At 60.8% G+C, this 24,961-nt stretch carries 22 protein-coding genes; 5 read left to right on the top strand and 17 right to left on the bottom strand.

The annotated features are described in order from the left end of the window. Window positions 1-158: 158 nt before the first annotated feature. Entirely contained in the window at window positions 159-983 is an 825-nt protein-coding gene (gene ppsR, locus V7714_RS05165) for a posphoenolpyruvate synthetase regulatory kinase/phosphorylase PpsR (RefSeq protein WP_284196225.1), read from the top strand. Here ppsR and V7714_RS05160 read toward each other — a convergent pair whose 3' ends face one another. Next, window positions 984-2,666 carry an ABC1 kinase family protein gene (locus tag V7714_RS05160; protein ID WP_335708753.1) on the bottom strand — a complete coding sequence of 561 codons (1,683 nt, stop codon included), beginning with the start codon at window positions 2,664-2,666 and terminating at the stop codon, window positions 984-986. A gap of 140 nt (window positions 2,667-2,806) precedes the next feature. On the opposite strand from V7714_RS05160, the gene V7714_RS05155 reads away from it, so the two are divergent. The 3 genes from V7714_RS05155 (at window position 2,807) to V7714_RS05145 (ending at window position 6,634) form a co-directional block, all read left to right on the top strand. Further along, window positions 2,807-3,445: a C40 family peptidase gene (locus V7714_RS05155; protein WP_335708752.1), complete on the top strand. Its 639-nt coding sequence runs from the start codon at window positions 2,807-2,809 to the stop codon at window positions 3,443-3,445. Window positions 3,446-3,635: 190 nt separating this feature from the next. Beyond that, entirely contained in the window at window positions 3,636-5,513 is a 1,878-nt protein-coding gene (locus V7714_RS05150; protein ID WP_335708751.1) for a LodA/GoxA family CTQ-dependent oxidase, read from the top strand. A gap of 2 nt (window positions 5,514-5,515) precedes the next feature. Further along, complete coding sequence (locus V7714_RS05145) at window positions 5,516-6,634, top strand: tryptophan 7-halogenase (protein WP_335708750.1); 1,119 nt, start codon at window positions 5,516-5,518, stop codon at window positions 6,632-6,634. A gap of 131 nt (window positions 6,635-6,765) precedes the next feature. On the opposite strand, the gene V7714_RS05140 is transcribed toward V7714_RS05145, so the two are convergent. From V7714_RS05140 to V7714_RS05130, 3 genes are all read right to left on the bottom strand, one after another. Continuing rightward, a complete protein-coding gene (locus V7714_RS05140) occupies window positions 6,766-7,185 on the bottom strand; it encodes a hypothetical protein (protein ID WP_335708749.1) in 420 nt (139 codons plus the stop codon). Between the two features lie 272 nt (window positions 7,186-7,457). After that, the gene (gene mutS, locus V7714_RS05135) at window positions 7,458-10,001 is read right to left on the bottom strand and encodes a DNA mismatch repair protein MutS (RefSeq protein WP_335708748.1); all 2,544 of its coding nucleotides are present in this window, start codon (window positions 9,999-10,001) and stop codon (window positions 7,458-7,460) included. Between the two features lie 230 nt (window positions 10,002-10,231). Further along, window positions 10,232-11,005, bottom strand: a complete 774-nt coding sequence (locus V7714_RS05130; protein ID WP_335708747.1) for an inositol monophosphatase family protein — start codon at window positions 11,003-11,005, stop codon at window positions 10,232-10,234. Window positions 11,006-11,175: 170 nt separating this feature from the next. On the opposite strand from V7714_RS05130, the gene V7714_RS05125 reads away from it, so the two are divergent. After that, window positions 11,176-11,916: an RNA methyltransferase gene (locus V7714_RS05125; protein ID WP_335708746.1), complete on the top strand. Its 741-nt coding sequence runs from the start codon at window positions 11,176-11,178 to the stop codon at window positions 11,914-11,916. A gap of 90 nt (window positions 11,917-12,006) precedes the next feature. On the opposite strand, the gene astE is transcribed toward V7714_RS05125, so the two are convergent. The 13 genes from astE to V7714_RS05060 all read right to left on the bottom strand — a co-directional run bounded on the left by astE (window position 12,007) and on the right by V7714_RS05060 (window position 24,899). Continuing rightward, entirely contained in the window at window positions 12,007-12,984 is a 978-nt protein-coding gene (gene astE / locus V7714_RS05120) for a succinylglutamate desuccinylase (protein WP_335708745.1), read from the bottom strand. Window positions 12,985-12,994: 10 nt separating this feature from the next. Continuing rightward, complete coding sequence (gene astB, locus V7714_RS05115; RefSeq protein ID WP_335708744.1) at window positions 12,995-14,341, bottom strand: N-succinylarginine dihydrolase; 1,347 nt, start codon at window positions 14,339-14,341, stop codon at window positions 12,995-12,997. A gap of 20 nt (window positions 14,342-14,361) precedes the next feature. After that, complete coding sequence (locus V7714_RS05110; RefSeq protein ID WP_335708743.1) at window positions 14,362-14,970, bottom strand: GNAT family N-acetyltransferase; 609 nt, start codon at window positions 14,968-14,970, stop codon at window positions 14,362-14,364. A 3-nt stretch (window positions 14,971-14,973) separates the two neighbouring features. Then, the gene (astD, locus tag V7714_RS05105) at window positions 14,974-16,437 is read right to left on the bottom strand and encodes a succinylglutamate-semialdehyde dehydrogenase (protein ID WP_335708742.1); all 1,464 of its coding nucleotides are present in this window, start codon (window positions 16,435-16,437) and stop codon (window positions 14,974-14,976) included. After that, window positions 16,418-16,960, bottom strand: coding sequence for a GNAT family N-acetyltransferase (locus V7714_RS05100; RefSeq protein ID WP_335708741.1), 543 nt, complete (start codon window positions 16,958-16,960; stop codon window positions 16,418-16,420). The genes astD and V7714_RS05100 overlap by 20 nt, the downstream gene beginning before the upstream one ends. Before the next feature lie 8 nt (window positions 16,961-16,968). Continuing rightward, window positions 16,969-17,988, bottom strand: coding sequence for an arginine N-succinyltransferase (gene astA / locus V7714_RS05095; protein ID WP_335708740.1), 1,020 nt, complete (start codon window positions 17,986-17,988; stop codon window positions 16,969-16,971). Window positions 17,989-17,999: 11 nt separating this feature from the next. Next, a complete protein-coding gene (locus V7714_RS05090; protein WP_335708739.1) occupies window positions 18,000-19,007 on the bottom strand; it encodes an arginine N-succinyltransferase in 1,008 nt (335 codons plus the stop codon). A 194-nt stretch (window positions 19,008-19,201) separates the two neighbouring features. Next, entirely contained in the window at window positions 19,202-20,413 is a 1,212-nt protein-coding gene (locus tag V7714_RS05085; protein ID WP_335708738.1) for an aspartate aminotransferase family protein, read from the bottom strand. 103 nt (window positions 20,414-20,516) lie between these two features. Continuing rightward, entirely contained in the window at window positions 20,517-21,524 is a 1,008-nt protein-coding gene (locus tag V7714_RS05080; RefSeq protein ID WP_335708737.1) for a GlxA family transcriptional regulator, read from the bottom strand. Between the two features lie 6 nt (window positions 21,525-21,530). After that, window positions 21,531-22,298 carry an ABC transporter ATP-binding protein gene (locus V7714_RS05075; protein WP_284196243.1) on the bottom strand — a complete coding sequence of 256 codons (768 nt, stop codon included), beginning with the start codon at window positions 22,296-22,298 and terminating at the stop codon, window positions 21,531-21,533. Between the two features lie 64 nt (window positions 22,299-22,362). Beyond that, a complete protein-coding gene (locus V7714_RS05070) occupies window positions 22,363-23,481 on the bottom strand; it encodes a succinylglutamate desuccinylase/aspartoacylase family protein (protein WP_335708736.1) in 1,119 nt (372 codons plus the stop codon). Window positions 23,482-23,484: 3 nt separating this feature from the next. Continuing rightward, complete coding sequence (locus V7714_RS05065) at window positions 23,485-24,198, bottom strand: ABC transporter permease (RefSeq protein ID WP_284196245.1); 714 nt, start codon at window positions 24,196-24,198, stop codon at window positions 23,485-23,487. Beyond that, a complete protein-coding gene (locus V7714_RS05060) occupies window positions 24,198-24,899 on the bottom strand; it encodes an ABC transporter permease (RefSeq protein WP_284196246.1) in 702 nt (233 codons plus the stop codon). The genes V7714_RS05065 and V7714_RS05060 overlap by 1 nt, the downstream gene beginning before the upstream one ends. Window positions 24,900-24,961: the final 62 nt, after the last annotated feature.

Below are 24,961 nucleotides of genomic sequence, written 5' to 3'. Positions count from 1 at the left end.
GGCTATAGACCGAAAAAAGGCCGTTTTCCCTGATGTTGCAGCCTCGCAACCCCTCGCAGCCCTGGCCTGCGCTGTGGCAACATGGCTGCATCAGCCAGCCCCTGCACACCAGTGTAGCCTGTCATCCTTACGTGATACCGAAACCGGATACCCAAGCCATGTCAGCCCACCGCACCGTCTTCTTCGTCTCCGACCGCACTGGCATCACTGCCGAGATGCTGGGCCACAGCCTGATTACCCAGTTCGAGGGAATAGAATTCAAGCGCGTCACCCTGCCCTTTGTTGACACCCACGAAAAAGCCGAACTGGTAGCGGAGCGCATACGCCAGACCGGCATCAACGACGGCGCTAGGCCGCTGGTGTTCTCCACCTTCGTGAAGAACGACATCCGCGACATCATCCATATCCCGGAAGCCCATGTGGTGGACTTCTTCGAGGCCTTTATCGAGCCGCTGGAAGCGGAGTTGGGCAAGGAATCGTCGCACACCGTGGGCAAGAGCCACAGCATAGAGAACTTCCACGAATACAATGCCCGCATCGAGGCCGTGAACTATGCGCTGGCGCACGACGATGGCATCAAGCCGTCTGACCTGGATAGCGCCGACATCGTACTGGTAGGGGTTTCGCGCTCAGGCAAGACCCCAACCTGTCTCTATCTGGCCCTGCAATACGGCATCAAGGCTGCCAACTATCCGCTGACCCCAGACGATTTCGGCCAGCCTGGCCTGCCCAAGGCCCTGCTGCCTAGCAAACACAAGCTGTTTGGCCTGACCATCGTGCCAGAGCGCCTGTCGCAGATACGCGCCGAGCGCAAGCCGGACAGCCGCTATGCGTCCATCGACAACTGCCGCTACGAGGTTGCCGAAGCCGAAGCCATCTATCGTGCCGCCGGCATTCCCCATCTCAACACCACCAGCAAGTCGATCGAGGAGCTGGCTTCCACCATCGTGCACAAATTCAACCTGGCGCGACGGGTGTACTGATTAGCTACGCTTGCCTGCGCGCCAGATCGACCAGATCAGCCAGATACTGTTGAGGAAGGCAATCAGGAAGCCAATGAAGCCAAATGCCGGCAGGCCGAAGAGGCGTGGCCCTGCCGGTACGGTCATAACGATGCTGGATCCTATGATCAGGCAGCCGGTAACAATGCCCAATGTCAACCGATTGGCGGCACGGTCTATCTGCGCGCCAAACTGGTCCAGCCGCTTGAGATCAAGATCGATCTTGAGCTTACCGCGCCGGGCAGCTTTGACAAGGCGTGAGAGATCGCGCGGTATGCCGCCTGCCAGCGTCAGCATTTCCCACAGGTTGCGCCGGCCTTTCTTGACCAGCGCCTTGGGAGAATAGCGGTTGAGCAGCACCTGGCGCACAAAGGGCGTCAGGTGAGGCACCATCTGGAATTCCGGGTCCAGTTGTCGTCCCAGGCCCTCCAGCGTGATCAGCGCCTTGAACAGCAAGGTCAGGTCTGCCGGCAGCGTAATGGTGTGCTCACGCATGATGGCGATCACATCATTGAGCAACTGGCCGAAGCGGATGTCCTTCAGCGCCAGGTTCTCGTAGTTGAACATGAACTCGGCCAAGTCCGCCGCCAGCTTCTCCTCATCCACCGCGATATCGGCGGTCCAGTCCAGCAGCACATTCAGTATGCCGCGCTCGTCCCTGGCGGCCAGGGCTGCCAGCAGGTCGACAATTTCATCACGCCGGGGTGCAGGCAGGCGCCCCACCATGCCGAAGTCGATGAAGGCAATACGATTGTCGGGGAGGTAGATCACATTGCCGGGATGGGGATCGGCGTGGAAATAGCCGTCAATCAGGACCATCTTGAGCACAGCATCTGCCCCGCGCTGCGCCAGCAGCTTGCGATCCAGCCCAGCCGCCTCCAAGAGACTCAGCTCATTGCCCGGCACACCACCGACATAGGCTTGTACGTTGACGATCTCGTTGGTGTAGTCCCAGAAAATCTCGGGGATGACGATATGCTTGTCGCTGGCAAAGTTCTCGGCGAAGCGACGGTGGTGGTGGGCTTCCTGCGCCAGATCCAGTTCTCGCCGCAACGACTTGGCGAACTGCTCCACAATGCGTACTGGCTGATACTGCCGGGCATCGGGGAATTCGAACTCCACCAAGCTGGCCAGGTGATGGAGCACGCGCAGATCGGCCTCTATCTTGGCCACAATATGCGGACGGCGCACCTTCAGGATGACTTCGCGGCCATCCGGCAACCTGGCGCGGTGAACCTGGGCGATGGAAGCCGAGCCTATGGGCGTCTCGTCCAGTTCGACAAACATCTCGCGTGGCGGCGCACCCCATACCCGTTCCAGCTCCGCCTCCAGTTCGGCAAACGGGGTGGCCGGGACATTCGACTGCAGTTGCTCGAACTCGGCTATCCAATCAGGCGGAAACACATCCACCCGTGTCGCCATGACCTGCCCCAGCTTGATGAAGGTCGGCCCCAGTTCCTCCAATGCACGGCGTGCGCGCACCGGCGCATCCTGCTCGTTACGTACTTCCTCTTCAGGCAGATCAAGCGATTCGCCGGCCCGCTCGAAGGTACGTTGCACATTGAGACGGCGAACCAAATCGCCAAAACCGTGTCTGGCCAACACGCCGATGATTTCACGTATGCGCGGCAGGTCGCGCATCAGGCTGATAGTTTCGCGTAGCATGGCTGGATTGTAAGGCCTGTCAGCAACTATTTCGCGCTCGCCTTGTACAGGTTGCCAGAATTCCCAGGGGCTGGACGCCCGCAGCCGGAATTCGGCATCATGGCGCGCTTTACCGATAACCCTTTACCAAGAGTGCCGGCATGACGTTCAAGTTCCGACACCTGCTGCTATTGCCGCTGGCCTGCCTGGCGCTAGCCTCGCCCAGGGAATACACAGCCGACAAACCCGAGGATGAAGTCCAGACCGCCAGCGAAGCCGAAGATGGCAACCGCTTTGCCCAGGACATCATGTTGCAAGCCTTGGGTTTGATTGGCGTGACCTACCGCTGGGGCGGCAATACGCCCGAAAGCGGGCTCGATTGCAGTGGATTCATCAAGTATGTATTCCAGCAGGCAATGAATATTGCACTGCCCCACAACGCCTTTGCCATCAGCCGTCTGGGCAATGATGTGGAAAAGGAAGAACTCAAGCCAGGTGACCTGGTGTTCTTCAATACTCTGGGCCGCAAGTTCTCCCATGTCGGCATCTACCTGGGGGATGATCGCTTTATCCACTCGCCTTCCTCTGGCAGCAAGGTGCAGGTGGTGAGACTGACCGACGCCTACTGGGCCAAGCGCTATAACGGCGCGCGGCGCGTAACCCAGGAGAGCGTGGCCGAGCGTACCCCGCAGCTGCAAAAGCTGATGAGCGAAGGCCGTGAAGTCACGCCCAGCAAGAAGAAATCCAAGAAACCCGTCAAGAAAGCCAAGAAGAAAAGCAGCAAGAAGAAACGGCGCTAGGCATGCCGGCGGCCCTTGCCCGGCTGCCGGCTAGCTGCAATAGATAGCTGCCGCCGCCCTCCTCCCCCGTTTGAATGATGTTGCCCCGTTTGGCCTGCACTAAGCTGGCTAGGCGTGGCCCCTGACTTGAACCTGTTTAACCAGACAGGCAAAGAGGGGCACATATACAAAGCAAACAGGAGGAGAAAGCATGCAAACCGGTTCCCCGTCGGGCGATAACCATATCGTCAAGGCCGCCATCTATCCCGCCATTGGCATTGCCCGGGTCGGCAACAGCCAGGAAGCCTATTACATTGGCCCAGAGGTGCCCGAGCCGGCACCGCAGGCACCCGGCTTCTATCGCGATGCCAGTGGCGCTATCAAGCGCGAGGCGGCCCGCTTCCGCGTCTATGGCTTTAATGCGGCTGGCGAAGTGGTTGCTGAACTGAATGCGGACAATGCCGAAGTACAGTGGGCCGCCACCCTGGCCAATACCAAGGCAGCCTGGTATCAGTTCCAGATAGCGCTGGATATTCCCGAGGCCGCCACGGCGCCGCCTTCCTTCTTGCGTAATATGGCCGTGGCAGACCGTGCCACGCTGAGCATTACCCCTGGCCAACGCAAGATCGTTGGACGCGACCAGCATGGCGCCGGCTACGCCTTCGACAGCGGCAAGTTCATGGGTACACCGGTTTACCTCGGTGAACTCAGAACCGACCCGCAAGGCCGCTTGCTGGTACTGGGCGGCCATGGCAAGTCGGCCTCCTGGAATGGGGCACGTGCCATCACCTTCGCCAACAACGAGGGCTGGCACGATGATGTGGCGGACGGCCCGGTCACCGCCAGCGTGCGTTACCAGGGACGCGACATCCCCGTTGACCCAGCCTGGGTGGTGGTCGCGCCACCCAACTATGCCCCACAGCAGAAGTCGGTTCGGACCATGTGGGACCTGATGCGCGACCTGTTCGTCGCCAAAGGCAGCCTGAAGGCGCCGGTACAGCCTTCGTTCCAGCAGGATATTCGCCCCATCTTCGAGCGCCTGTCGCGCCTGCAGTGGGTCAACGCCGGCTTTGCCGCTGCTTTTGGCTGGGGTGGCAGCACACCGTTCAGCGATCAGGGCTGGATGCGCAAGCTGGCCAACCCCAGCGACAACCTGAAGGAATGGCGCCTGACTCTGTTCAACGAGTTCCGCCAGTTCAAGCGTGATGCCTGGGCACCCACACCTTGGCCCTGGCTGTATGGTGATGCCATGAGCGTCCCCCCGGCCGAAACACCCCGCCAGAATGCGGCACTCAGTGATCTGCAACTGGCGCATCTGCGCCTTTGGGCCGCTGGCGAATTCATTGCCGACTACGACCCGAACGCCGTGCCACCGCAACGTATTGAGGACGCCCCACTGGCCCAGCAACCGGACATGCTGATACAGGCCGCCATGGAATTCTGCCTGGCTGACGCCTTTCACCCTGGCTGCGAGATGACCTGGCCCATGCGCCAGACCAGCATGTATATGTCGCCCTTCCGACTGGCGCATCGGCCACCTGGCTGGATAGAGCCCGACTACGGTGCGGTGCTGACCCCTGACAATATCTCCGGCCCCTGTGGTGCGCAGATAGCCGGCGGCGTGAGCCGTTGGATGGCTGTCCCGTGGCAGACCGACACCGCCAGTTGTCGCTCCGGCTACCAGAAGAGCTATGACCCTTACCTGCCCACCTTCTGGCCAGCCAGGGTACCCAATCAGGTCATGAGCCAGCAGGCCTACCATATCGTGATGGATGAAAGCCAGCCGCTGGATGAGCGGATGAGTGCCTTTGCCCGCCGCGCGGCCTGGATACGGCCCTTGGGCAATGTCAGCTACGAGGATCAGATCAATAACATGATCGCCGATATCGCCCAGATGGGCATCGTTGAAGTGCGTGAAGGGCCACGCGATGGTGCGGGCTTTCCCCACACCCTGGAAGTGGAGCAACTACCACCGCACATCGTCGCCGAGAGGCTGCTGATGGGTACCCCAGCGGCAGAGACATTCGAGGACGTGGACCTAAGCGTGGTGGAGAAGGTACAGCGTATTGCCAGCCGACATCGCAATTGAGCATGCAGCAGTTCGACGTACTGATACAAGGTGCAGGCCCAGCCGGTGCCTGTGCCGCGCTCAATCTGGCGCCCCATCACAGGGTATTGCTGCTAGACCGTCAGGTGCAGCCGCAGCGCCGCATCGGCGAATCGCTGCCGCCAGCCTCCCGGCGGCTGTTGGGCGATATGGGCCTGTGGGAGGATTTCCTCCTGCAGGGCCACACCCCCTGTCATGGCAATCGATCTGTCTGGGGCGGGACGGCCGCCGAGCAGGACTTTCTGCGCGACCTGGACGGGCACGGTTGGCACCTGGACCGAGCACGGTTTGAGCGCTGGTTAAGGCAGCATGCAGTACAGCGTGGCGCAGTGCTGCTAGCGCCAGCGCAGGTCGAAGCCGCCATAGGTGTGGCCGATGGCTGGCAACTGGCTTTGCAAGGCCACCATGGCCCCTGCCATGTACATGCCCGCATGGTAATCGACGCAGGTGGTCGTGCGGCTACCCTGGCACGCAAGCTGGGCGCCTCCCGCCTACAGCAAGATAGGCTGGTCTGCGGCTGGGTGCATGGTCACGATGAACATGCACCTGCTGATGGCCTGTCACGCATAGAAGCCTGCGAGGATGGATGGTGGTACAGCGCCGCCCTCCCCCATCGCCAGCGGGTGCTGGCTTTCCATACCGATGCCGACCTACCCGCTGCCCGCCTGATGCGAACGCCCGGCTGGCTGGCCACTACTGCGGCCGGGCTGCCAGAGTTGGGTGCCTTGCTATGCAGCAGCGGCTTTGTGGCGAACACCGGGCCAGCGCTCACGGCTGCCCACTCTGCCCTTACCATGCCAGCGGCCGGCAGGGGCTGGTTTGCAGCGGGTGACGCGGCGCTCAGCTTCGATCCATTGTCGTCGCAAGGCTTGTTCAACGCACTCTATACCGGCCTGGCCGCAGCCGAGGCCTGCGACCGCAGCCTTGCTGGCGATCTCACTGCCTGTCAAGGCTATGCGGCTGAAGTAGCACGCATCATGCAGGCTTATCAGCAGCACCTGGCCTACTGGTACAGCGCAGAGCAGCGCTGGGCAGGCTCGCCGTTCTGGCAGCGCCGGCACCGCCTGGCTGCCTTGCAACATGAGCTAACTGCACCTGCCTGAGCCGTAACTGGATAATGCAAAAGCCGACCCTTTCTCACGAGGGATCGGCTTTTGCTGGGTGCCAAGGGCATATGGTGGACGGCCCACCTTAAACAAGCTTTTACAGCTGTACCCGTTTGTATTGCAGATGGCTACTCGGTGTAAAAAGCCAGCGGACCGGTGCTGGTAATACCGATATTGAAATGCTGGCCCTGGGTTGTACCCTCGCCTGCCAGCTCGGTATTGCGGACTATCTCATGCAGTAGCTCAAGCTCCTTGAACTCCTCCACCATCTCGCCATCGCCATTGAGCAACACCTCAATACGCTCTCGATCGGGATGGGAGCCCACTACCTGGATACGGCTGCCTTCATGCCACCATTGCAGATGCACCGGGGGAGGAACCGGAACTGACTGCTTGTCGAACATCTCGGCAATCAGCTTGCCGTAAGCGGCCAGATTGGCGGCTGCCTTGCTGCGTATGGCTTCCAGCTGGACGCCAGCCTGATCAGTCGCAATGCCAAAGATGCGGGCCAGACCTTCGTCCAGCCGGTTGTCCTTCAACGCTACCATTCGATTGCTTCTCCCAAATATAAAATATTAATGTCAGCAGAGCCCCGCTATCGGCCGTCCTGCCGCCAACAAGGCCCAGCGAAAAGGGTGTGGCGTTGCCGTGAGCTACGCCATGTTGTGGCTGGGGCCGCTAACAACACCCTTCCTGTGTTGTTGCGCTAGCTTGCCTTACCCACATACTGCCTGCTGCGCACGCCTAGCCTTGCTAGCAGTACTAAACCTGAGTTCCACAGAGTTATAGACGTCGTGCAAGACGCTAATGATTGATTTTTTCAATCCGCCCGTGCTTGCCGTATCAATTCATACAGCATGTCATGGGCAGCCCGTGGACTGAGCTCATCCGGGTCGATAGCGGCAAGTTGAATGACCAGCGGGTGTGGCTCTGGTTCCGCCTCCAGTGCCACCGGCATGGAAAACAGGTCACCTTGGCCACCATGGCTGACGCGCTGGTTTTCCAGCTCGGTCAGGTAGCGCTTGGCCTGCCTGATCGTCTCGCGCGGGACACCGGCAAGTTGGGCGACTTGCAAGCCGTAGCTCTGGCTGGCAGGCCCCTCTTCCACACTGTGCAGAAAAACAATCTTGTCCTTATGTTCCACCGCATCCAGGTGCACATTCGCCACCTGCTGGTAATCAAGCGCCAAACGGGTCAGTTCAAAATAATGGGTGGCAAACAGCGTGTAGCTGCGGTTCTTTTCTATCAACGCACGGGCAATGGCCCAAGCCAGCGCAAGACCATCGAAAGTCGATGTGCCTCGGCCCACTTCATCCATCAATACCAGCGCATGGTCACCGGCATTGTTCAGGATATTCGCCGTCTCGGTCATCTCCACCATAAAGGTGGAACGCCCGCCGGCCAGGTCATCGCTTGCACCTATGCGGGTAAAGATGCGATCCAGCCTGCCTATGGTGGCTGACTTGGCAGGCACAAAGCTACCGATGTGGGCCATCAGCACAATCAGGGCAGCCTGCCGCATATAGGTCGACTTACCGCCCATATTGGGGCCGGTAATCAGCAGCAGCTTGCGGCTGGCATCAAAGCGCAGATCGTTGGCGATGAAGGCATCACCCGTGGTGTCGCGCAACTGCTGTTCCACCACTGGATGACGGCCCGCTTCGATCTGCAGTACGGTTTCTTCGCGGAATGATGGCGCCACCCAATCAAACAGCTTGGCCCGCTCAGCCAGCGAAGCCAGCACATCGAGCCCCGCCACCGCCTGCGCCAGGAGCTGCAGGGACGGCACAAATGGCGCCATGGCATCCAGCAAGCCTTCGTACAACGCCTTCTCCAGCGCCAGGGAACGCTCCTGCGCCGACAGGGCCTTGTCCTCGAAGGTTTTCAGCTCCGGCGTAATGTAGCGTTCGGCGTTCTTCAGGGTCTGGCGGCGGCGATAGTCATCCGGAATCTTATCGCCATGGGCGTTGGTGACTTCTATGTAGAAACCATGTACCCGGTTGTACTCCACCTTGAGGTTGGGAATACCGGTACGTTCCCGCTCGCGGGTCTCCAGCGCCAGCAGGAAATCGCCATGATTGGTCTGCAGGGCACGCAACTCGTCCAGTTCGGCATGAAAGCCCGCGCGTATCACGCCACCGTCACGTATCACGACAGAGGGCTCATCCATCACCGCACGGCGCAGCAGATCGACCGCCTCTGCCGGCGCGTGCAACTGCCGGCCCAGTTCCTCCAGCAAGGGGTCGGACGGCAACAGCGGTAACAGTGCCGGCAAGGCCAGCAAGCTATCGCGCAGGCTGGAAAAATCGCGCGGTCTGGCCGAGCGCAAGGCCACCCGCGCCGATATCCGCTCGATATCGTGTATGCCCGCAAGACGCTCGCGCAAGTCGGTCAGCAGGTGCGATTGCGTCAAGGCCCCTACCGCATCCCGGCGCCGGCCAACCTTGGCCTGATTGCGCAAGGGGTGGTGCAGCCAATGCCGCAGCAAGCGGCTACCCATGGAGGTGGCGCACACATCCAGCAAGGAGTACAGGGTAGGCGCGGGCTCGCCCCGGATGGTCTCGGTCAGTTCCAGATTGCGCCGGGTCGCCGCATCCAGCGCCAGATACTGGCCTAACTGTTCCAGCACCAGCCCGGTTACATGGGGCAAGGCGCCGCACTGGGTCTGGCGGGCGTATTCCAGCAATGCCCCTGCACTCCCCACCGCCACCCCGGGCTCGTCTATGCCATAACCGCTCAAATCCTGGGTCTGGAACTGCCGCGCCAGATTGCGCGCTGCAGTCTCGACATCAAACTGCCAATTGGCGATGCGCTTTACCGCGTAACCCGCAGCAGCCGGAAACTCCAGGTGCAGGTCATCGGGCAGCAGCACCTCTGCCGGCTTGAGCCGCTCCAGTTCACTGGGCAATGCATCGACGGCCGACTCCATCAGACGGAACTCACCCGATGCCAACGACAACCAAGCCAGGCCCAGGCGCCCCTTGATGGCATTCACCGCCAGCAACAGGTTGTCACGCTTGTCGTCCAGCAAGGCTGCATCCGTCAGGGTGCCGGGCGTGACTATACGTACCACCCTGCGTTCTACCGGCCCCTTGCTGGTAGCCGGGTCGCCAAACTGCTCGCAAATCGCCACCGACTCGCCCAGTTTCACCAGCCTGGCCAGGTATTGCTCCGCCGCGTGGTAGGGTATGCCCGCCATCTTGATGGGTATCCCGGCTGTCTGCCCCCGCGATGTCAGCGTAATGTCCAGCAGGCGCGCGGCCTTGACCGCATCGTCAAAGAACAGCTCGTAGAAATCGCCCATGCGGTAGAACATCAGCTTGTCCGGGTGCTGAGCCTTCAGCGCCAGGTACTGTTGCATCATGGGAGTGTGGGCAGGCGTATTCGACATGGACAGGGCATTTCAGAATGGCAAAGCCCGGCCTAGATTGGCCGGGCTTGCGATTATAGAGGCGAGACGCTGGTTTGGTGCTAACTCTGGCCCCTATCCTGGCAGTTTCGCTTGCCGCAGGCCGACAAGGCTAAGGCCGCACGATGAAACGACCATAAAAAACGCCACCGGGATACAGTGGCGTTCTGCGGCAAGCGTGGTGATCAGGCTTGCAGTGTCTGCAGCAATTGTGCGAACACCTTGGGGGTGCCGGCCACCACATTGCCACTTTCCATGAATCCAGCCTCTCCGCTCAGATCGGTGATCAAGCCACCGGCCTCCAGCACCAGCAGGCTGCCGGCGGCGATATCCCAGGGCGACAGGCCCAGCTCCCAGAAGGCATCGTAGCGGCCGCAGGCGATATAGGCCAGATCCAGCGCCGCAGCGCCTGGACGGCGCACGCCGGCCGACTTCTGCACCACATCACGGAACTGCTGCATATAAGCATCAAGCTTGGAGAAATCCGAATAAGGGAAGCCGGTGCAAATCAGGGCATCCGCCATTTCGCGGGTCTTGGACACCCGGATACGACGGTCATTCAGGAAAGCCCCTGCACCACGGGTAGCCGTAAACAGGTCGTTACGGTTGGGGTCGTAAATCACAGCCTGGCTGATCTGGCCACGATGCTCCAGCGCGATGGAGATGCAGTATTGCGGCACGCCGTGCAGGAAATTGGTGGTGCCATCCAATGGATCGATGATCCAGGTGTACTCGTTCTCGCCATGTGCGCCGCTCTCTTCCGCTAGAATGGCGTGCTTGGGGTACGCTTCCAGCAAGGTCTCGACGATGGCCTTCTCGGCGGCACGATCCACCTCGGTCACGAAGCTGTTGTGCTCTTTGCGCTCTACACGCAGTACGTCGAGGTTGTTGGAGGCGCGCTGTATGACGGAAGCGGCGCGGCGTGCGGCCTTGATGGCCGTGTTGAGCATCGGGTGCATGGCAATTCCTTGGGCAACGGTAATAGACTTCCCACCGAGGAACAATAGACCACGCGGCCAACGGGCGTTGGCAACAGGCACACGATGCGGCAGGAAGCAAAGATCAAATATAAACGGCGCCGATCAGAATCGACGCCGCTTTCATTCGTAATTCTACGCGAAGTCAGACAATGAATAAACCGGAAATCTCGCACCTGGATCGCGTACGCGTCGTGCTCTCGCACACCAGCTTGCCCCGCAATATCGGCAGCGTCGCCCGCGCCATGAAAACCATGGGCCTGAGCCGCCTCTACCTGGTCAACCCCAAACGCTTCCCCGATGACGAAGCGGTCACACTGGCCTCGCGGGCCGACGACATACTTGATCGAGCCATCGTCTGCAGCAGCCTGGAGGAAGCCCTGGCCGGCTGCACCCAGACGGTGGCGACTTGCCCACGGGTGCATGAATTGAGTGTCCCCCGGCATACACCACGGCAGATCGCGTCAGTCGTGCTGGAACGCGCCGCCATGGGCGAAGAAGTCGCGCTGGTGTTCGGCACCGAGATGTCGGGCCTCAGCAACGATGAAGTGCGCATGTGCAACCGCCTGGTCACCATCCCCACCAACCCCGACTATTCCTCGCTCAATCTGGCACAGGCAGTACAAATACTGGCATACGAGCTACGCTGCGCGGTAGACGACGACATCAGTCATTTGGAAGAAAAACCTGAGCTGGCCAGCCACGATGATATCGAGCGCTTTTACACCCACCTGGAACAGACCCTGGTGACGATATCCTTCCTCAACCCAGACAATCCCAAGCGCCTGATGCCCCGGCTGCGCCGCATGTTTGGCCGGATACAGCTGGAGAAGCTGGAAGTGGACATCTGGCGCGGCATCTTGAACGCTGCCAGCAAGCGTAGGGACGAGTAAGCGCTACTACCCAAGTCGCTTTGGCTTGGCTGGCTGCAGCAAAGAGCCTGTTCACGGTTTTTTCTACGGCGAAAAGACGTTGAACAGGCTCTAAGGCAAGACCGCCGGCACGACCAGCAGGCCAGCACGCAAGCCGTTCTTGACCTTGCGATTGGGGAATACAATGCGTGCGCCCTGCTCTTCCACCACAAAGCGATAGTCGCCGTCCTCAGCCAGCACATAGCCCGGTGCCAATTCGGTGAAGTTCTCCACTGCATCTTCCAGGTGCAGCGCAAAGTCATCGCTGTGCTTGACGACTTCGCGCGCCACCTTGAACAAGGCCGGTTGCCCATCACCGCCACAATGATCCAGCCGCTGGCCTTGGATCAAACGCCTAAGCTCGGCTTCCAGCCTATCCAGGTTGACACAGGCGTTTTGCCCGAAGGGCCTGGCCTTGCCCAGTTCCAGCGTAAAGCCATGGGCGCCGCAGTGACGCCGGGTGTAGTAGCTGAAGGTCGGCGAGGCTGCCGATTGCAGCAAGACAGCTTCAATGCCGCAGGCGCCCAGGCGGGCAATCTCGGTGGCATCAAAGGCCTGCTCGTGCGGATACGGATAGATGGCGAACTTCTCTATCCTGGAACCACGGATGGCCGTATGCAGATCGTAATGCAGCTTCCAGCGATCGGCCGAGCCCGCAAAGAAATCGCGGCAAACCCCTTCAAGCTCGCGTGCTCTGCAAGCGGCCGGCCCCTGCCCGGTCACGCTGGCAGGCTTACCAAACAGCCGGTTCAGGTCGTCGTCGAGATAGCGCTCATTGCGCCGCATAGCCTCCGGATTACCAAAGGCAAACAGCAGCCGTGCCTGCGCCAGCAATTGTCCATCCAGCAAGGCTTGCAGCAGTTTGGCCATCAATTCGACGGGGGCCGTCTCGTTCCCGTGTATGCCGCTGGAGATCAATACGTCAAACGCCGGCGCAGCAGGCTCTATCGCTAACAGGCCCTCGCCCAGCAGACTCAGCCTGGCGCCCTGGGCCAGGCTGGCAGGCAGTTGAGGTACGCGGCCAGCAAGCAGATCGGCAAGGTAGTCCATCCGCCCGCCTCTAGCCCAGTTGGAAGGGATAGACCGAACCCAGTTGCAATATCTGGGTCAGCTCGTCCAGCGCAGTGCGGCACTCCAGCAGCAATTGCGGGTCCGCCAGATCCTCGGCCCCCAGGCGGTCTCGGTAGTGTTTGTCCACCCAGTGATTGAGCGTGGTAAACAGCGTGTCGTTCATCAGCACGGCGGGGTTGACAGCAGCCAGCTCCCTGTCGCTCATGGCAACGCGCAAGCGCAGACAGGCCGGGCCGCCGCCATTCTGCATGGACTGCTTGAGATCGAACACCTTCACCTCATCGATGGGGCCACCGCTTTGGGTCAGTTTGCTGAGGTAGTGCCAGACTCGCTCGATATTGCGCGATTCCTCTGGCACCACAATGATCAGCTTGCCATCGGCCTTGCTCAGCAACTGGCTGTTGAAGAGGTAGGATTTGACCGCCTCCTCCACCGAGACTTCCGACTCCGGCACTTCTATGCCTATGAACTGACCACCCACAGCGGCCAGCTTGCGGCTCAACTCATCCAGAACGGCAGCTTGATCCAGAAAGGACTTCTCATGGTGGAACAGCACATTGCCATTGCCCACCGAGATGACGTCATTGTGGAATACACCCTTGTCTATGGTCTCGGGATCCTGCTGGGCATATACCACCTGTTCCGGTTTGAGGCCATGCAGACGGGCAATGGCCTGACTGGCCTCTAGCGTCTGGCGTGCGGGAAAGCGCGCCGGCTTGGGATAGCGGCTGTCGAAGGCTGCCTGACCAAATACAAAGAACTCCACGCCGGGCTTATCGTACTCGGCACAAAAACGGGTGTGGTTGGCCGCGCCCTCATCACCAAAATGCATCTGTGCCGGCAAGGCAGGATGGTGGGCAAAATGCCGCTCATCACGGAACATGGCCTGCAGGATGCGCCCAGTGGTCGGGTGTTCAATGGCACGGTGAAACTTGTTGTTCAGATTGGCCGGGGTGAAGTGCACCCGTCCATCGGCCGTATCGGCGCTGGGCGATACTGTCGCCGCATTGGCTGTCCACATGGTGGACGCCGACGAGCAGGCTGCCAGAATAGCAGGCGCCTCCTTGGCGGCATGGGCTATCACCTGCGCATCGCTGCCGGCGAAACCCAGCAAACGCAGTGTGGCCACGCTGGGCCGCTCGTGCGGCGCCAGCACGCCTTGCTTGAAACCGGCGTCGTGCAAGGCTTTCATCTTGGCCAAGCCCTGCTTGGCCGCCACCTTGGGATTGGCCGTCACGTTCTGGTTGCCGGTGGAGGCCACGTTGCCGTAAGAGAGACCGGCGTAGTTGTGGGTGGGGCCGACCAGGCCATCAAAGTTCGCTTCAAATGCGCTCATTGCTCTGTCCTTGTGTTCATTCAGGCTGCAACAGCCCTGTCAGTCTGTGCCATCGCCCCACCATCAGGGTAGCGCTGCATCCATTCCTCGCGTAGCACGCCGTAGGCCATGCCATCGTAATACTGGCCATCCACCACGCGGGCACGCCGGAATCGTGCCTCTTCCACAAACCCTACCTTGGTCGCAAGCCGCATCATGCCCTCGTTACCCGACCAGGTTCGCAAGTCCAGCCTTGCCAGCACCGGCATGGCTGCAAATAGATAGCTGCACCAACCTTGCAAGGCAATCTGGCCCAGGCCCTGGCCCCAGTGCGCCGGGTCGTACAGGACCAAGCCCACGCTCAGCCAGTGCGACTCTTCGCTTTGCCAATAACGGCTTACCTCACCGATAAACTGGTCATCGGCATCGGCTATCACCATGCCTTCCCTCACCGGGGGCCAGGTACCCATGGCTATGCGCTGCACCAGTCTAGCCTCACTGGCAGCCAAGGCAGCCGCATCCGGCAGCGGGTAGTACGGCCCGTCCAGGCGCTTCCAGGCATGTCCCGGCTGCATCCAGCCGCGCCAGAGCGGTACATCCTGCTGCTGCCAGTCGCGCAGGCTCAAGCCCTTAGCCATGGCAATCCGCATGACTTACATGCTCATGCCAACAGGCAGGCTGGCTGGCAACACCAAGTCTGGCGTTTCCAACCCGGCCACCGGATAGCTGCAATAGTCGGCCGCATAGTAGGCGCTAGCCCGGTGATTGCCACTGGCCCCCACTCCACCAAACGGCGCTGCGCTGGAAGCCCCTGTCAGCTGCTTGTTCCAGTTGACGATGCCGGCCCGGCTCTCTTGCCAGAACTGCTCGTACAAGGCCTTGCTGTCGGACAGCAGCCCCGCTGCCAAGCCGTAGCGGGTGGCGTTGGCCAATGCGATAGCCTCGTCAAAGTGCTGGTAGCGTTGTACCTTGAGCAAGGGGCCGAAATGCTCTTCATCACCCAGGTCGCTCACCTCAGACACATCGATGATGCCAGCCGACAGCAAGGCTGTGCCGGCTTCAAGCCGGCGCATCTGCAGCAAGGCCTTGCCGCCGCGTGCCAGCAGGGCCTCCTGCGCCTGTAGCAGATGGTCCGCCGCCGCCAGCGAGATCACCGCCCCCATAAAGGGCTCCTCGGCATCATCCCAGCGGCCGACCTTGAGCCTGGCCGCCACATCCACCAGTCGCGCCAGGAAAGCATCGCCCTCGGCGCTGCGGGGCACAATCAATCGCCGTGCGCAGGTACATCGCTGCCCGGCTGAGATAAAGGCCGACTGTATAGTCTGGAAAACGGCGGCATCGATATTGCCGACCTGCGCCACAATCAGCGGGTTATTGCCGCCCATCTCCAATGCCAGGATCTTGCCGGGTTGGCCGGCAAACTGCTTGTGCAGGTAGTGGCCGGTATTGCTGGAACCGGTAAAGAACAGGCCATCGATGCCCGCGTGACCAGCCAGTGCCACGCCGGTATCCTTGGCACCCTGCAGCAATTGCAGTACCCCAGCCGGCAAGCCTGCCTTTTCCCACAAGGCGACCGTCTGCTGCGCCACCATAGGGGCCAGCTCCGATGGCTTGAACAGCACAGCATTGCCCGCCAGCAAGGCCGGCACAATATGGCCATTGGGCAGGTGGCCAGGGAAGTTATACGGCCCGAACACGGCCACCACCCCGTGTGGCCGATGCCGCAGCACCGCCTGGGCATCACCCATGGTGCTTTCCTTCACGCCAGTACGTTCGTGGTAGCTCTTCACCGAAATATCGACCTTGCCTATCATGGTCTGCACTTCGGTCAACGCCTCCCAGCGCGGCTTACCGGTCTCGAGGCCGATGGCGTCTGCCAGTGCCGCCTTGTTTTCGTTCAGCAGCTCGGCAAACCGCCGCACAATCGCTTCCCGCTGGGCAAAACCCAGCTGGCGCCAGCGGGGAAAAGCAGCCCGTGCCGATTTGACAGCAATGTCCACCTGCTCAGCCGTAGCGGCCTGACCCTGCCACACGGGTGCCTGGCTGACAGGGTTTTTCGATGACAGCGCCTGCCCCTCGCCACCCACCCAATGGCCATCAATGAATTGCTGCGTCATGGTGTTCATCCTGTTCTCTGTCTTTGGTCATGGCATCAAGCCATTTCGTCATCCGGCGCTCCATGCCTATCCTGCCCTGGTAGCGCGGGCCATCATCCACCCATCCGGCCCGTTCATAGGCAGCAATCCCAGCCGGGTTATGCTCGTCGACACTCAGTACCAGCCTGGCCGTCTCGGGCCAGACAGCAAGCACGCATGCCGGCAAGGCCAGCAGCGCTTGTCGGCCCAGCCCCCGCCCCTGCACACGCATGTCCATTCTCAAGCCGGTAATGGCGACTGCATCGGCCGGTACCCAGGGAGCTGCCATGGCGCCGCGCCGTACCAGGCAGAAGCCAACTACCCTGCCCTCAAACAGGAAGGCCACACCGCGCAACAGCTCAGGGTCTGTCTCCTGGCATAGGGCTATCGCCTTCTCCACGGCGCCGCAAAACTCGACCTGCGCCTCGCTGATACGCAGTTCGGCTACAGCTTGGCGCTGCTCCTGGCTCAGGTGTTCCCACCAGCAAAGCGCTATCGTATGCATCCCTAGGCTCACTGCTTGCTGGACAAGGGCACGGCGCGTACGCTCGCCCCCGGTTCTATACCTAAACGCGCTATCACTTCGCGGGTCAGCGGCAGGCCCGCTGGCGTGGGCTCGGTCTGCGCCAGGCACACCCGGAAGTCGCCCAGTTGCCTGTTGGATATCAACCAGTTGCGGCCACGGGTCTCGTCTTCCGGCTTGGCCGTCAGTATCTGGCTATCACGCACGGCGCGGATATCGCCCAGTGCGGACTCGATAGTCGGGCCGGCGTCGAAGATGTCCACATATCCGTTATAGCGGAAGCCCTCGCCTTCCAGCATGGCCAGGGCTGGCCGGGTGTTGTCGTGCACCTTGCCGATGACGGCACGTGCCTCCTCGCTCAGAAAAGCGGTATAGACCGGATGTTGTGGCATCAGCTCGGCGATAAAGGACTTCTGGCCTATGCCGGTCAGATAGTCCGCTTCCGAGAAATCCATCTTGAAGAAATGCCGTCCCAGGCTCTCCCAGAACGGTGATCGTCCGCCCTCGTCCGACACACCCCGCATCTCCGCAATCACGCGCGGATTGAACCGCTCGGGGAACTCGGCCATAAACAGAAAACGGCTCTTTGACAGCAAGCTGCCGTTGTTGTCACGCCGGTATTCCGACTGCAGGAACAAAGAACACAGCTCAGCCGCGCCAGTCAGGTCATTGGTCAGAAACAGGGTATCGAGCTTGCGATACACACCGATTTCCCGCGAGCTGTGTACCGACAAGCCGACACGATAGTTGTACCAGGGCTCATTGCCGCCCACGGCGCCTTCAATACCGCAGATCCCAGCCACATGGCCTTGCGCCGTATCGTCTTCCAGCACGAACACAAAGCTCGACTCCGCCGGGTCCGGCTCGCCAGCAATGGCCTGCAAGGAGCTGTCTATACGGCGGGTAAGCCGCTCTTCATTGACCGGCAGTGTCGTTACCCCCACCCCGGTGCTGCGTGCCAGCTGCATCAGTGCCGCAAGGTCTTCACGGCGTATGGAACGTACCAGCATAGTCTGTATCCTCACAGCGGCGCGATGCGCACCGTCTCTCCATCTTGCAGTGCCAGGGCCGTCATCACTGCCAAAGGCAGCCTGATTTCGTCACCCGCCAGTTCAGCCTCGGCAACCGTGGCGCGGAAATCCTCCAGGCGAGTGGTGGCCACCAGGAAGGGCGTACTGCCACCGGCGCCGGTCCTGGCCTGCGCCAGCCGACTCTGTGCCACCGTGCGTATGCTGGACGTGCGGGCATGCAGCGTCGGGCCACCGTCAAAAATATCGATATAGTTTTCGGTCTCGAAGCCTTCGCGCAGCAGTACATCGAAAGGCACTTCCGAGTCCGTGCTGACCTGCCCCATGGCAGTCTGTGCCTCGTCACTGAGCAAAGGCACGTAGATGGGATGCTGCGGCATCAGCTCGGCAATGAATTTACGTCCCTTCACACCACAGTAGAACTCGGCATCCTGGTAGCCGATACCAAAGAACACCTGTCCTACCGAATCCCAGAATGGGCTGGTGCCATCGGGCCGGTTCACCCCCAGCATCTCCGAGACCACGCCCTCGGCAAACCGCGCCGGCCATTGCGCCAGGAACAGCAAGCGTCCCCGTGAGAGCAGATCGCTCCAGCGGCTGAAGTCCAGCTCATCGCGGCAGTAAAAGCCCGTCAGCAGCGTATTGCCCGTCAGGTCATGGCATAGCGACAGTGCGTGTATCTTGTTGTGTATGCCTAGGCCGGGTGACGCGTGGATGAGGGTCTCGTTCCGATAGCTGTAGAACGGCTCGCTGAAACCAGCCGATGCCACCAGGCCGGAGACGCCGACCAAGGCCTTGCTGTCGGTATCCTCCAGCACGAAGAGATAGCTTTCCTCGCCATGGAAACCCACATCAGCCGCCATGGAGTCCATGGATGCCTGGATACGACGATAGAGTGCATCACGATTGGCCGGCAGCGAGGTCACCCCTACCGGGCTTTCCTGGGCAAGCAGCTCAACACCGGGCAAATCGGCCAATCGGCTGGAACGAAGCACTAGCACCCTACGGTCTCCTCATCTGGAACTGCCAACAAACTCCGCATCGCGGCGCTGGTCTGGTGTGCGCAACAGCGCCGTCGCTGGGTTAGAGCGACAACACTGGTACAGCTTAGTCAGCCGCGCTTGGTTGAAAGCGGCTCCCCACAAGCATCACCTGAGCCTTGGGCGTGCGGGCCGCTTCCTGTCGTTATGATGCGTTAGCGCCCTGCAATCTCGTTTACCGCCTGCTCAAAGCGGTCAAGGCCCTCATCGATATCGGTGTCGGCAATCACCAGGCTGGGTGCAAAGCGCACTACATCCGGCCCGGCTTGCAGCACCATCACGCCGGCCTTGGCGGCTGCCGTCATGAAATCCTTGGCGCGGCCCTTATAGGGTTCGGCCAGCACCGCACCAATCAGCAAGCCCATGCCACGCACCTGCTGGAAGACCCCGGTCTTGTCGCCTATGGCCGTCAGGCGGCTGACAAAGCGCTCATGCTTGGCACGGATGCCGGCCAGCACTTCCGGGGTGTTGACCACATCAATCACCGCCTCTGCCACCGCACAGGCCAGCGGATTGCCACCATAGGTGGACCCATGGGTACCCACGGCAAAATGCTGGGCTACCGCCTCGGTGGTGAGCATCGCACCGATAGGGAAACCGCCACCGAGAGATTTGGCCGAGGTCAGGATATCGGGCGTGACACCGTATTCCATATAGGCATAGAGCGAGCCGCTACGGCCCACACCCGTTTGTACTTCATCAAAGACCAGCAGCGCCTTGTGCTGATCGCACAGTTCACGCACACCCTTGAGATAGTCGGCAGTCGCCGGCAATACACCACCCTCGCCCTGTATGGGCTCGATCACCACCGCAGCAGTCTTGTCAGAGATGGCGGCCTTGAGTGCAGCCAAGTCGTTGTAGGGTATGTGGGTCACGCCCTGGGGACGAGGACCAAAGCCATCGGAGTACTTGGGTTGGCCACCCACGGTCACGGTAAAGAAAGTCCGGCCATGGAAGGAATTGGTGGTCGAAATGATCTCGTGCTTGTCGGCACCCGCCGTATCGATCGCCCACTTACGCGCCAACTTGAACGCGGCCTCGTTGGCTTCAGCGCCAGAGTTGCAGAAGAACACCCGGTCGGCAAAGGTCGCCTCCACCAGCTTGCCGGCCAGGCGCAAGGCCGGCTCGTTGGTCAGGGTGTTGGAGACATGCCAGAGCTTTTGGGCCTGCTCGGTCAGCGCCTTCACCAATGCCGGGTGAGCATGGCCCAGCGCGTTCACTGCAATGCCGCCAGCAAAGTCCACATACTCACGCCCTTGCTGATCCCACAGGCGAGCCCCTTCGCCACGCACGGGTATGTAATCGGCAGGTGCGTAGTTAGGCACCATGAACTGGTCGAAATCGGCACGGCTAACGGTTTGGCTCACGGGAGCATCCTTTCAGGCTTTTGCGGATATGGGAGTCATTCTAGGGAAGTCGCAGCGGCGTGGATTCCGGTATTGCGACATCTTCGTAATGGGTTCAGGCCCATTATGGGCTGCTGGGCGTATCTTGCGACTCACTCTTTACCGTACCGCGCTGCCTATCCTCGCGCGGGGTGGTATCAAAATGATTACGGTAGGCGCTGGAAAAATGCGGGCCGCTGGAAAAACCGCAACTCAGGCCTATCTGAATGATGGATTTGGCGGTTTGCCGCAGCATCTGGCGGGCCCGGTTAAGTCGCAGTTCCAGGTAATACTGCGATGGCACGCTGTCGAGGTGCTGCTTGAACAGGCGCTCCAGCTGCCGCCGCGAAACACAGACATGCTGGGCAATCTCATCCGTCGTCAGGGGCTCTTCCAGATTGGCCTCCATCAGCATGACGGCCTGCACCAGCTTGGGCTGATTGCTGCCCACCCGGTTTTTCAACGGTATGCGCTGCCGGTCATCACGGCCGCGAATACGCTCCAGCAGCAGGTTCTCTGCCACCGATGCCATCAGATCGGCGCCGTGCTGCCGTGCGGCCAGGTGCAGAAACAGATCGACCACCGCCACACCGCCACCACAGGTGGCGCGATCACGGTCCACCTCGAACAAGGCAGTCGAGGCCACGACTTGCGGGTAGCGCTCAGAAAACACCTCCAGCAGCGACCAATGCAGGGTCGCCCTGCAACCATTGAGCAAGCCCGCCGCCGCCAGCCAGAACGCGCCTGCATGCCATGCCCCCAGCAGGCAGCGCTGGCGCCCAAGCTGGGCCAGGCCGCTGACCACAGGGTCGGTCATATTCAATGGCTTGGGTAGGTCGGATGCCGCCACAAACAGCACGGCAAGCGGCTGTGCCGGATCAAACACCGCGTCCACCGGCTGCAGGCGGCCGTGTCGCGACATCACTGGATTGCCATCCTGCGACAACAGCCTGACCTGATACAGCACACTACCGGTGAGGCGGTTGATCTCGCCACTGCAATCGAGCAGCAGGCCCAGCTCGCTGGCCGAGAAGCCGGGCAGCAGCAGCACACTCAATGTCTGCGTGGCGGGCTTATCGGCATAGTCAAACATGGAGGGCTACTTGAGGCTGCCCGACAGGAACTGCTTGAGGCGCTCGCTGGTCGGGTTGACCAGCACCTCCTTGGGATTCCCCTGTTCTTCTATGCGCCCCTGATGCAGGAAAATCACATGGTTGGAGACCTCACGGGCAAAGGCCATTTCATGTGTCACCACCACCATGGTGCGGCCTTCCTCAGCCAGCGACTTCATCACGCGCAACACCTCACCCACCAACTCAGGGTCTAGCGCCGAAGTCGGTTCGTCGAACAGCATGACCTCCGGCTCTACAGCCAGCGCACGGGCTATGGCCACGCGCTGCTGCTGTCCGCCCGACATATGGGCCGGGTATTTGTCTTCCACGTTCTTCAGGCCGACCTTATCCAGGTATTTGCGTGCCCGCTCCACCGCCTCGGTCCGGCTAACCCCCAGCACATTGACAGGGGCCTCGATGATGTTCTGCAGCACTGTCATGTGTGCCCACAGATTGAAATGCTGGAACACCATGGCCAGCTTGGCGCGCATCATCTGCAATTGGCGTTCGTCGGCGGCCTTGAACATGCCGTCCTTGGCCGTCACCAGCTTCATTTCCTCGCCAGCCACCGTGATCCGGCCGGCATGCGGCCGTTCCAGCATATTGATGCAACGCAGGAAGGTGCTCTTGCCCGATCCGCTGGAACCGATGATGCTGATCACGTCCCCGCCATGGGCTGTCAGCGACACGCCTTTCAGCACTTCGTGGCTGCCATAGCTTTTGTGCAGGTCTTCAACTTGAAGCTTGATACTCACGGTTGTCTCCGTCGCAGATGATCTGGGCCGGCGCGCTAGCTGCACCAGCCCTGGGTATGGGGGTTCAGGCGCTCAGCAGATAGCCACTGCGGAAGGCCACCTTGCCGGCCACCTTGCACAGGTCCATGCCGGTGGTGGCATAGCGCACAATGCCGCGGGCGTAGAGGACACCGCTCACCGAGGCCGTCACCGAGGTCACCGTGTCGGTCAGCGGGTCAATGACGTCCACCACCACCTCTCCCGCCTCGATATAGTCACCAGCTTGGCGGTGGAACGCCACTACACCCGCATGGGGTGCGTGCAAGGTCTCCGACCCCGCCAGGGGTGTTGCCTCACACAATGCCGCCGGCATGGCAGGCGGATCGCCAGCCACCACACCGCGATGCTGCAGGAAGGCAATCAGATTGTCTGCATCCTGCGCCGCCACCGGGTGGTAAACATCGGTATTGCCACGCAATTCCACCGTGGCTGAAAAACAGGCCTGTGGAATGGGATAGCGGCCCGCATGGCGTTCGGCCAGTTGCCACCAGTGGCCACTGAGCGCCTCATCAAATGAAGCGCCACCCGAGCCCTTGGCCAATAGCACAGCCTGCGCACCCAGGTAACGACACAAGGGCTCGGCCTGCTCCAGGCAAGGCGTCTCGGTATACACATGCAATACCGCTTCAAAATCACAGTGCAGGTCCAGCACGACATCGGCGTCGTAAGCCAGGCTGACCAGTATCTGGCGCAAGGACTGCAACTCCGTTGCCGGCTTGATGCGACCAAGCGCATCACCCATGGCGGCACGTATGGCCCGCTTGTTGGCCTCGGCATCCTGCCCCAGTCTGGCGGCAATGCCTTCACCCAGCAAAGCCAGGAAATCCGGATAGTGGCGGTTGAAATTCTCGCTGCTGGCAAACTCGAACCGCCCCAGTTGTCCATGCATGAGGGTCTGGTCCAGCCCGATGGGGTTGGCCACCGGCACCACCACCACCTCACCGCGCAGCAGCCCCTGCGCCTCCAGCACCGCCAGGCGCTGCTTCAGGTGGTGCAGTACCAGCATGCCGGGCAATTCGTCGGCATGCAGGCTGGCCTGCAAATACACTTTCTGCCCGGCACCAGGCGTGCCGTAATGAAAGCTCAGCAGCTCGCGGTGCGTGCCCACGCTGGGTGAGAGCAAGGCATGACGTCTGATTTCCATGGCTCAGGCCTTTCGCGGTTGCAGATAAGCCAGCCAACGGCGTTCCGCCAGCTTGAAGCACCAGACCAGGGTAAATGTCAGCACCAGATAGATGGCGCCCGCCGTGATAAAGGCCTCAAATGGCAGATAGAAGTCCGAGTACACACTGCGCGCAGCACCCGTGATATCCATCAATGCCGGCACCGTGCTGGCCAGCGAAGTGCCGTGCAGCATCATGATGACCTCATTGGAATACGCCGGCAGGGTACGGCGCAGCGCCGATGGCAGCACGATGCGCCACATCAGCTGGCGGCGGCTCATGCCCATGGCACGGGCCGCCTCTATCTCGCCATGGTTGGTGTCGCGTATCGCGCCCGCCAGCATCTCGGTGGTGTAGGCGCAGGTATTGAGGGTAAATGCCAGCACGCAACAGAACAGCGCATCCTTGAACGGTATGAGCAACGGCACCGTATCCCAGTTGGACTGGACGAACTCCAGCTGCGCCACGCCGTAGTAGATCAGGTAGACCTGGATCAGCATGGGCGTGCCACGCATCACATAGGTGTACAGCCACACCGGTGTGGAGAGCCACTTGTTGCGGGAGACCCGCATGATGGCCATGGGTATGGACAGCACGGCACCGATGGTGACCGAGATAAACAGCAGCTTGAGGCTGACCAGAATGCCTTGGCCGAACAGCTTGAGCGTAGCCGGCTCAAAAATGACTTCGAATTGCATCAGAACTCTCCCCGGCGTACGCCCATGGAGTAACGCTTATCCAGTTGCTTCAGCACGATCAGCGACACGGTTGTGATCGCCAGGTAGATAGCACCGGTGAACAGGAAGAACAGCATGGGTGCCAGTGGCGTCACATCACGGGCGGCTGAAGCCGCCTGCTTGGCCAGCATGGTCATGTCCGGCAGGCCAAGGATGGATACCAGCGCCGTGGCCTTGATCAGCACCAGCCAGTTGTTGGTGAAGCTGGGCAGGGCCAGCCTGATCATCTGCGGCACGGTGATATGGAAAAACACCCGCGACTTGCTCATGCCGAAGGCGTAGCCGGCCTCCATCTGCCCCTTGGGTATGGCCATGATGGCGCCCCGAAAGGTTTCAGTCATGTAGGCGCCATAAATGAAGCCTATGGTAAGCACGCCAGCGAGGAAGGGATTGATCTCGATGTATTCCTCGTAACCTACCAGCTCCAGGCCCTTGTTCAACAGTATCTGGCCGCCGTAGAAAATCAGCAGCATCAGCACCAGGTCGGGAATGCCGCGTATCACTGTGGAATAAATGCCAGCCAGCCAGTTCAGCGGCTTGCTCTGCGCCAACTTGGCCGTTGCGCCAAGCAGGCCCAACACCACGGCCACGGCCAGCGAACCCAGTGCCACTTCCATCGTGAGCACCGAACCCTTGAGAATATTGACTATGTACTCTTCCATCGATTGATCTCTGTACCGCTTGCGGGAATGCGGCTTTGGGGGTGGGGCGTAACCAAGGGTAT

Origin of the sequence: Chitinimonas sp. JJ19 (assembly GCF_036961565.1) — a bacterium.
Taxonomy (GTDB): Bacteria; Pseudomonadota; Gammaproteobacteria; order Burkholderiales; family Chitinimonadaceae; genus Chitinimonas.
The sequence above is the reverse complement of the archived record's forward strand: the minus strand, read 5'-3'. Positions and strand labels throughout refer to the sequence as shown.

Excerpts from the sequence above, each read along its gene's own strand:
- V7714_RS05070 (WP_335708736.1), bottom strand. The coding sequence starts at position 23,481 with ATGGAAATCAGACGTCATGCCTTGCTCTCACCCAGCGTGGGCACGCAC.
- V7714_RS05155 (WP_335708752.1), top strand. The coding sequence starts at position 2,807 with ATGACGTTCAAGTTCCGACACCTGCTGCTATTGCCGCTGGCCTGCCTG.
- V7714_RS05060 (WP_284196246.1), bottom strand. The coding sequence starts at position 24,899 with ATGGAAGAGTACATAGTCAATATTCTCAAGGGTTCGGTGCTCACGATG.
- V7714_RS05140 (WP_335708749.1), bottom strand. The coding sequence starts at position 7,185 with ATGGTAGCGTTGAAGGACAACCGGCTGGACGAAGGTCTGGCCCGCATC.
- V7714_RS05100 (WP_335708741.1), bottom strand. The coding sequence starts at position 16,960 with ATGCATACGATAGCGCTTTGCTGGTGGGAACACCTGAGCCAGGAGCAG.
- astE (WP_335708745.1), bottom strand. The coding sequence starts at position 12,984 with ATGGACTACCTTGCCGATCTGCTTGCTGGCCGCGTACCTCAACTGCCT.
- astB (WP_335708744.1), bottom strand. The coding sequence starts at position 14,341 with ATGAGCGCATTTGAAGCGAACTTTGATGGCCTGGTCGGCCCCACCCAC.
- V7714_RS05130 (WP_335708747.1), bottom strand. The coding sequence starts at position 11,005 with ATGCACCCGATGCTCAACACGGCCATCAAGGCCGCACGCCGCGCCGCT.
- V7714_RS05110 (WP_335708743.1), bottom strand. The coding sequence starts at position 14,970 with ATGCGGATTGCCATGGCTAAGGGCTTGAGCCTGCGCGACTGGCAGCAG.
- astD (WP_335708742.1), bottom strand. The coding sequence starts at position 16,437 with ATGACGCAGCAATTCATTGATGGCCATTGGGTGGGTGGCGAGGGGCAG.
- V7714_RS05145 (WP_335708750.1), top strand. The coding sequence starts at position 5,516 with ATGCAGCAGTTCGACGTACTGATACAAGGTGCAGGCCCAGCCGGTGCC.
- V7714_RS05065 (WP_284196245.1), bottom strand. The coding sequence starts at position 24,198 with ATGCAATTCGAAGTCATTTTTGAGCCGGCTACGCTCAAGCTGTTCGGC.
- V7714_RS05125 (WP_335708746.1), top strand. The coding sequence starts at position 11,176 with ATGAATAAACCGGAAATCTCGCACCTGGATCGCGTACGCGTCGTGCTC.
- ppsR (WP_284196225.1), top strand. The coding sequence starts at position 159 with ATGTCAGCCCACCGCACCGTCTTCTTCGTCTCCGACCGCACTGGCATC.
- V7714_RS05080 (WP_335708737.1), bottom strand. The coding sequence starts at position 21,524 with ATGTTTGACTATGCCGATAAGCCCGCCACGCAGACATTGAGTGTGCTG.
- mutS (WP_335708748.1), bottom strand. The coding sequence starts at position 10,001 with ATGATGCAACAGTACCTGGCGCTGAAGGCTCAGCACCCGGACAAGCTG.
- V7714_RS05150 (WP_335708751.1), top strand. The coding sequence starts at position 3,636 with ATGCAAACCGGTTCCCCGTCGGGCGATAACCATATCGTCAAGGCCGCC.
- V7714_RS05160 (WP_335708753.1), bottom strand. The coding sequence starts at position 2,666 with ATGCTACGCGAAACTATCAGCCTGATGCGCGACCTGCCGCGCATACGT.
- astA (WP_335708740.1), bottom strand. The coding sequence starts at position 17,988 with ATGCTGGTACGTTCCATACGCCGTGAAGACCTTGCGGCACTGATGCAG.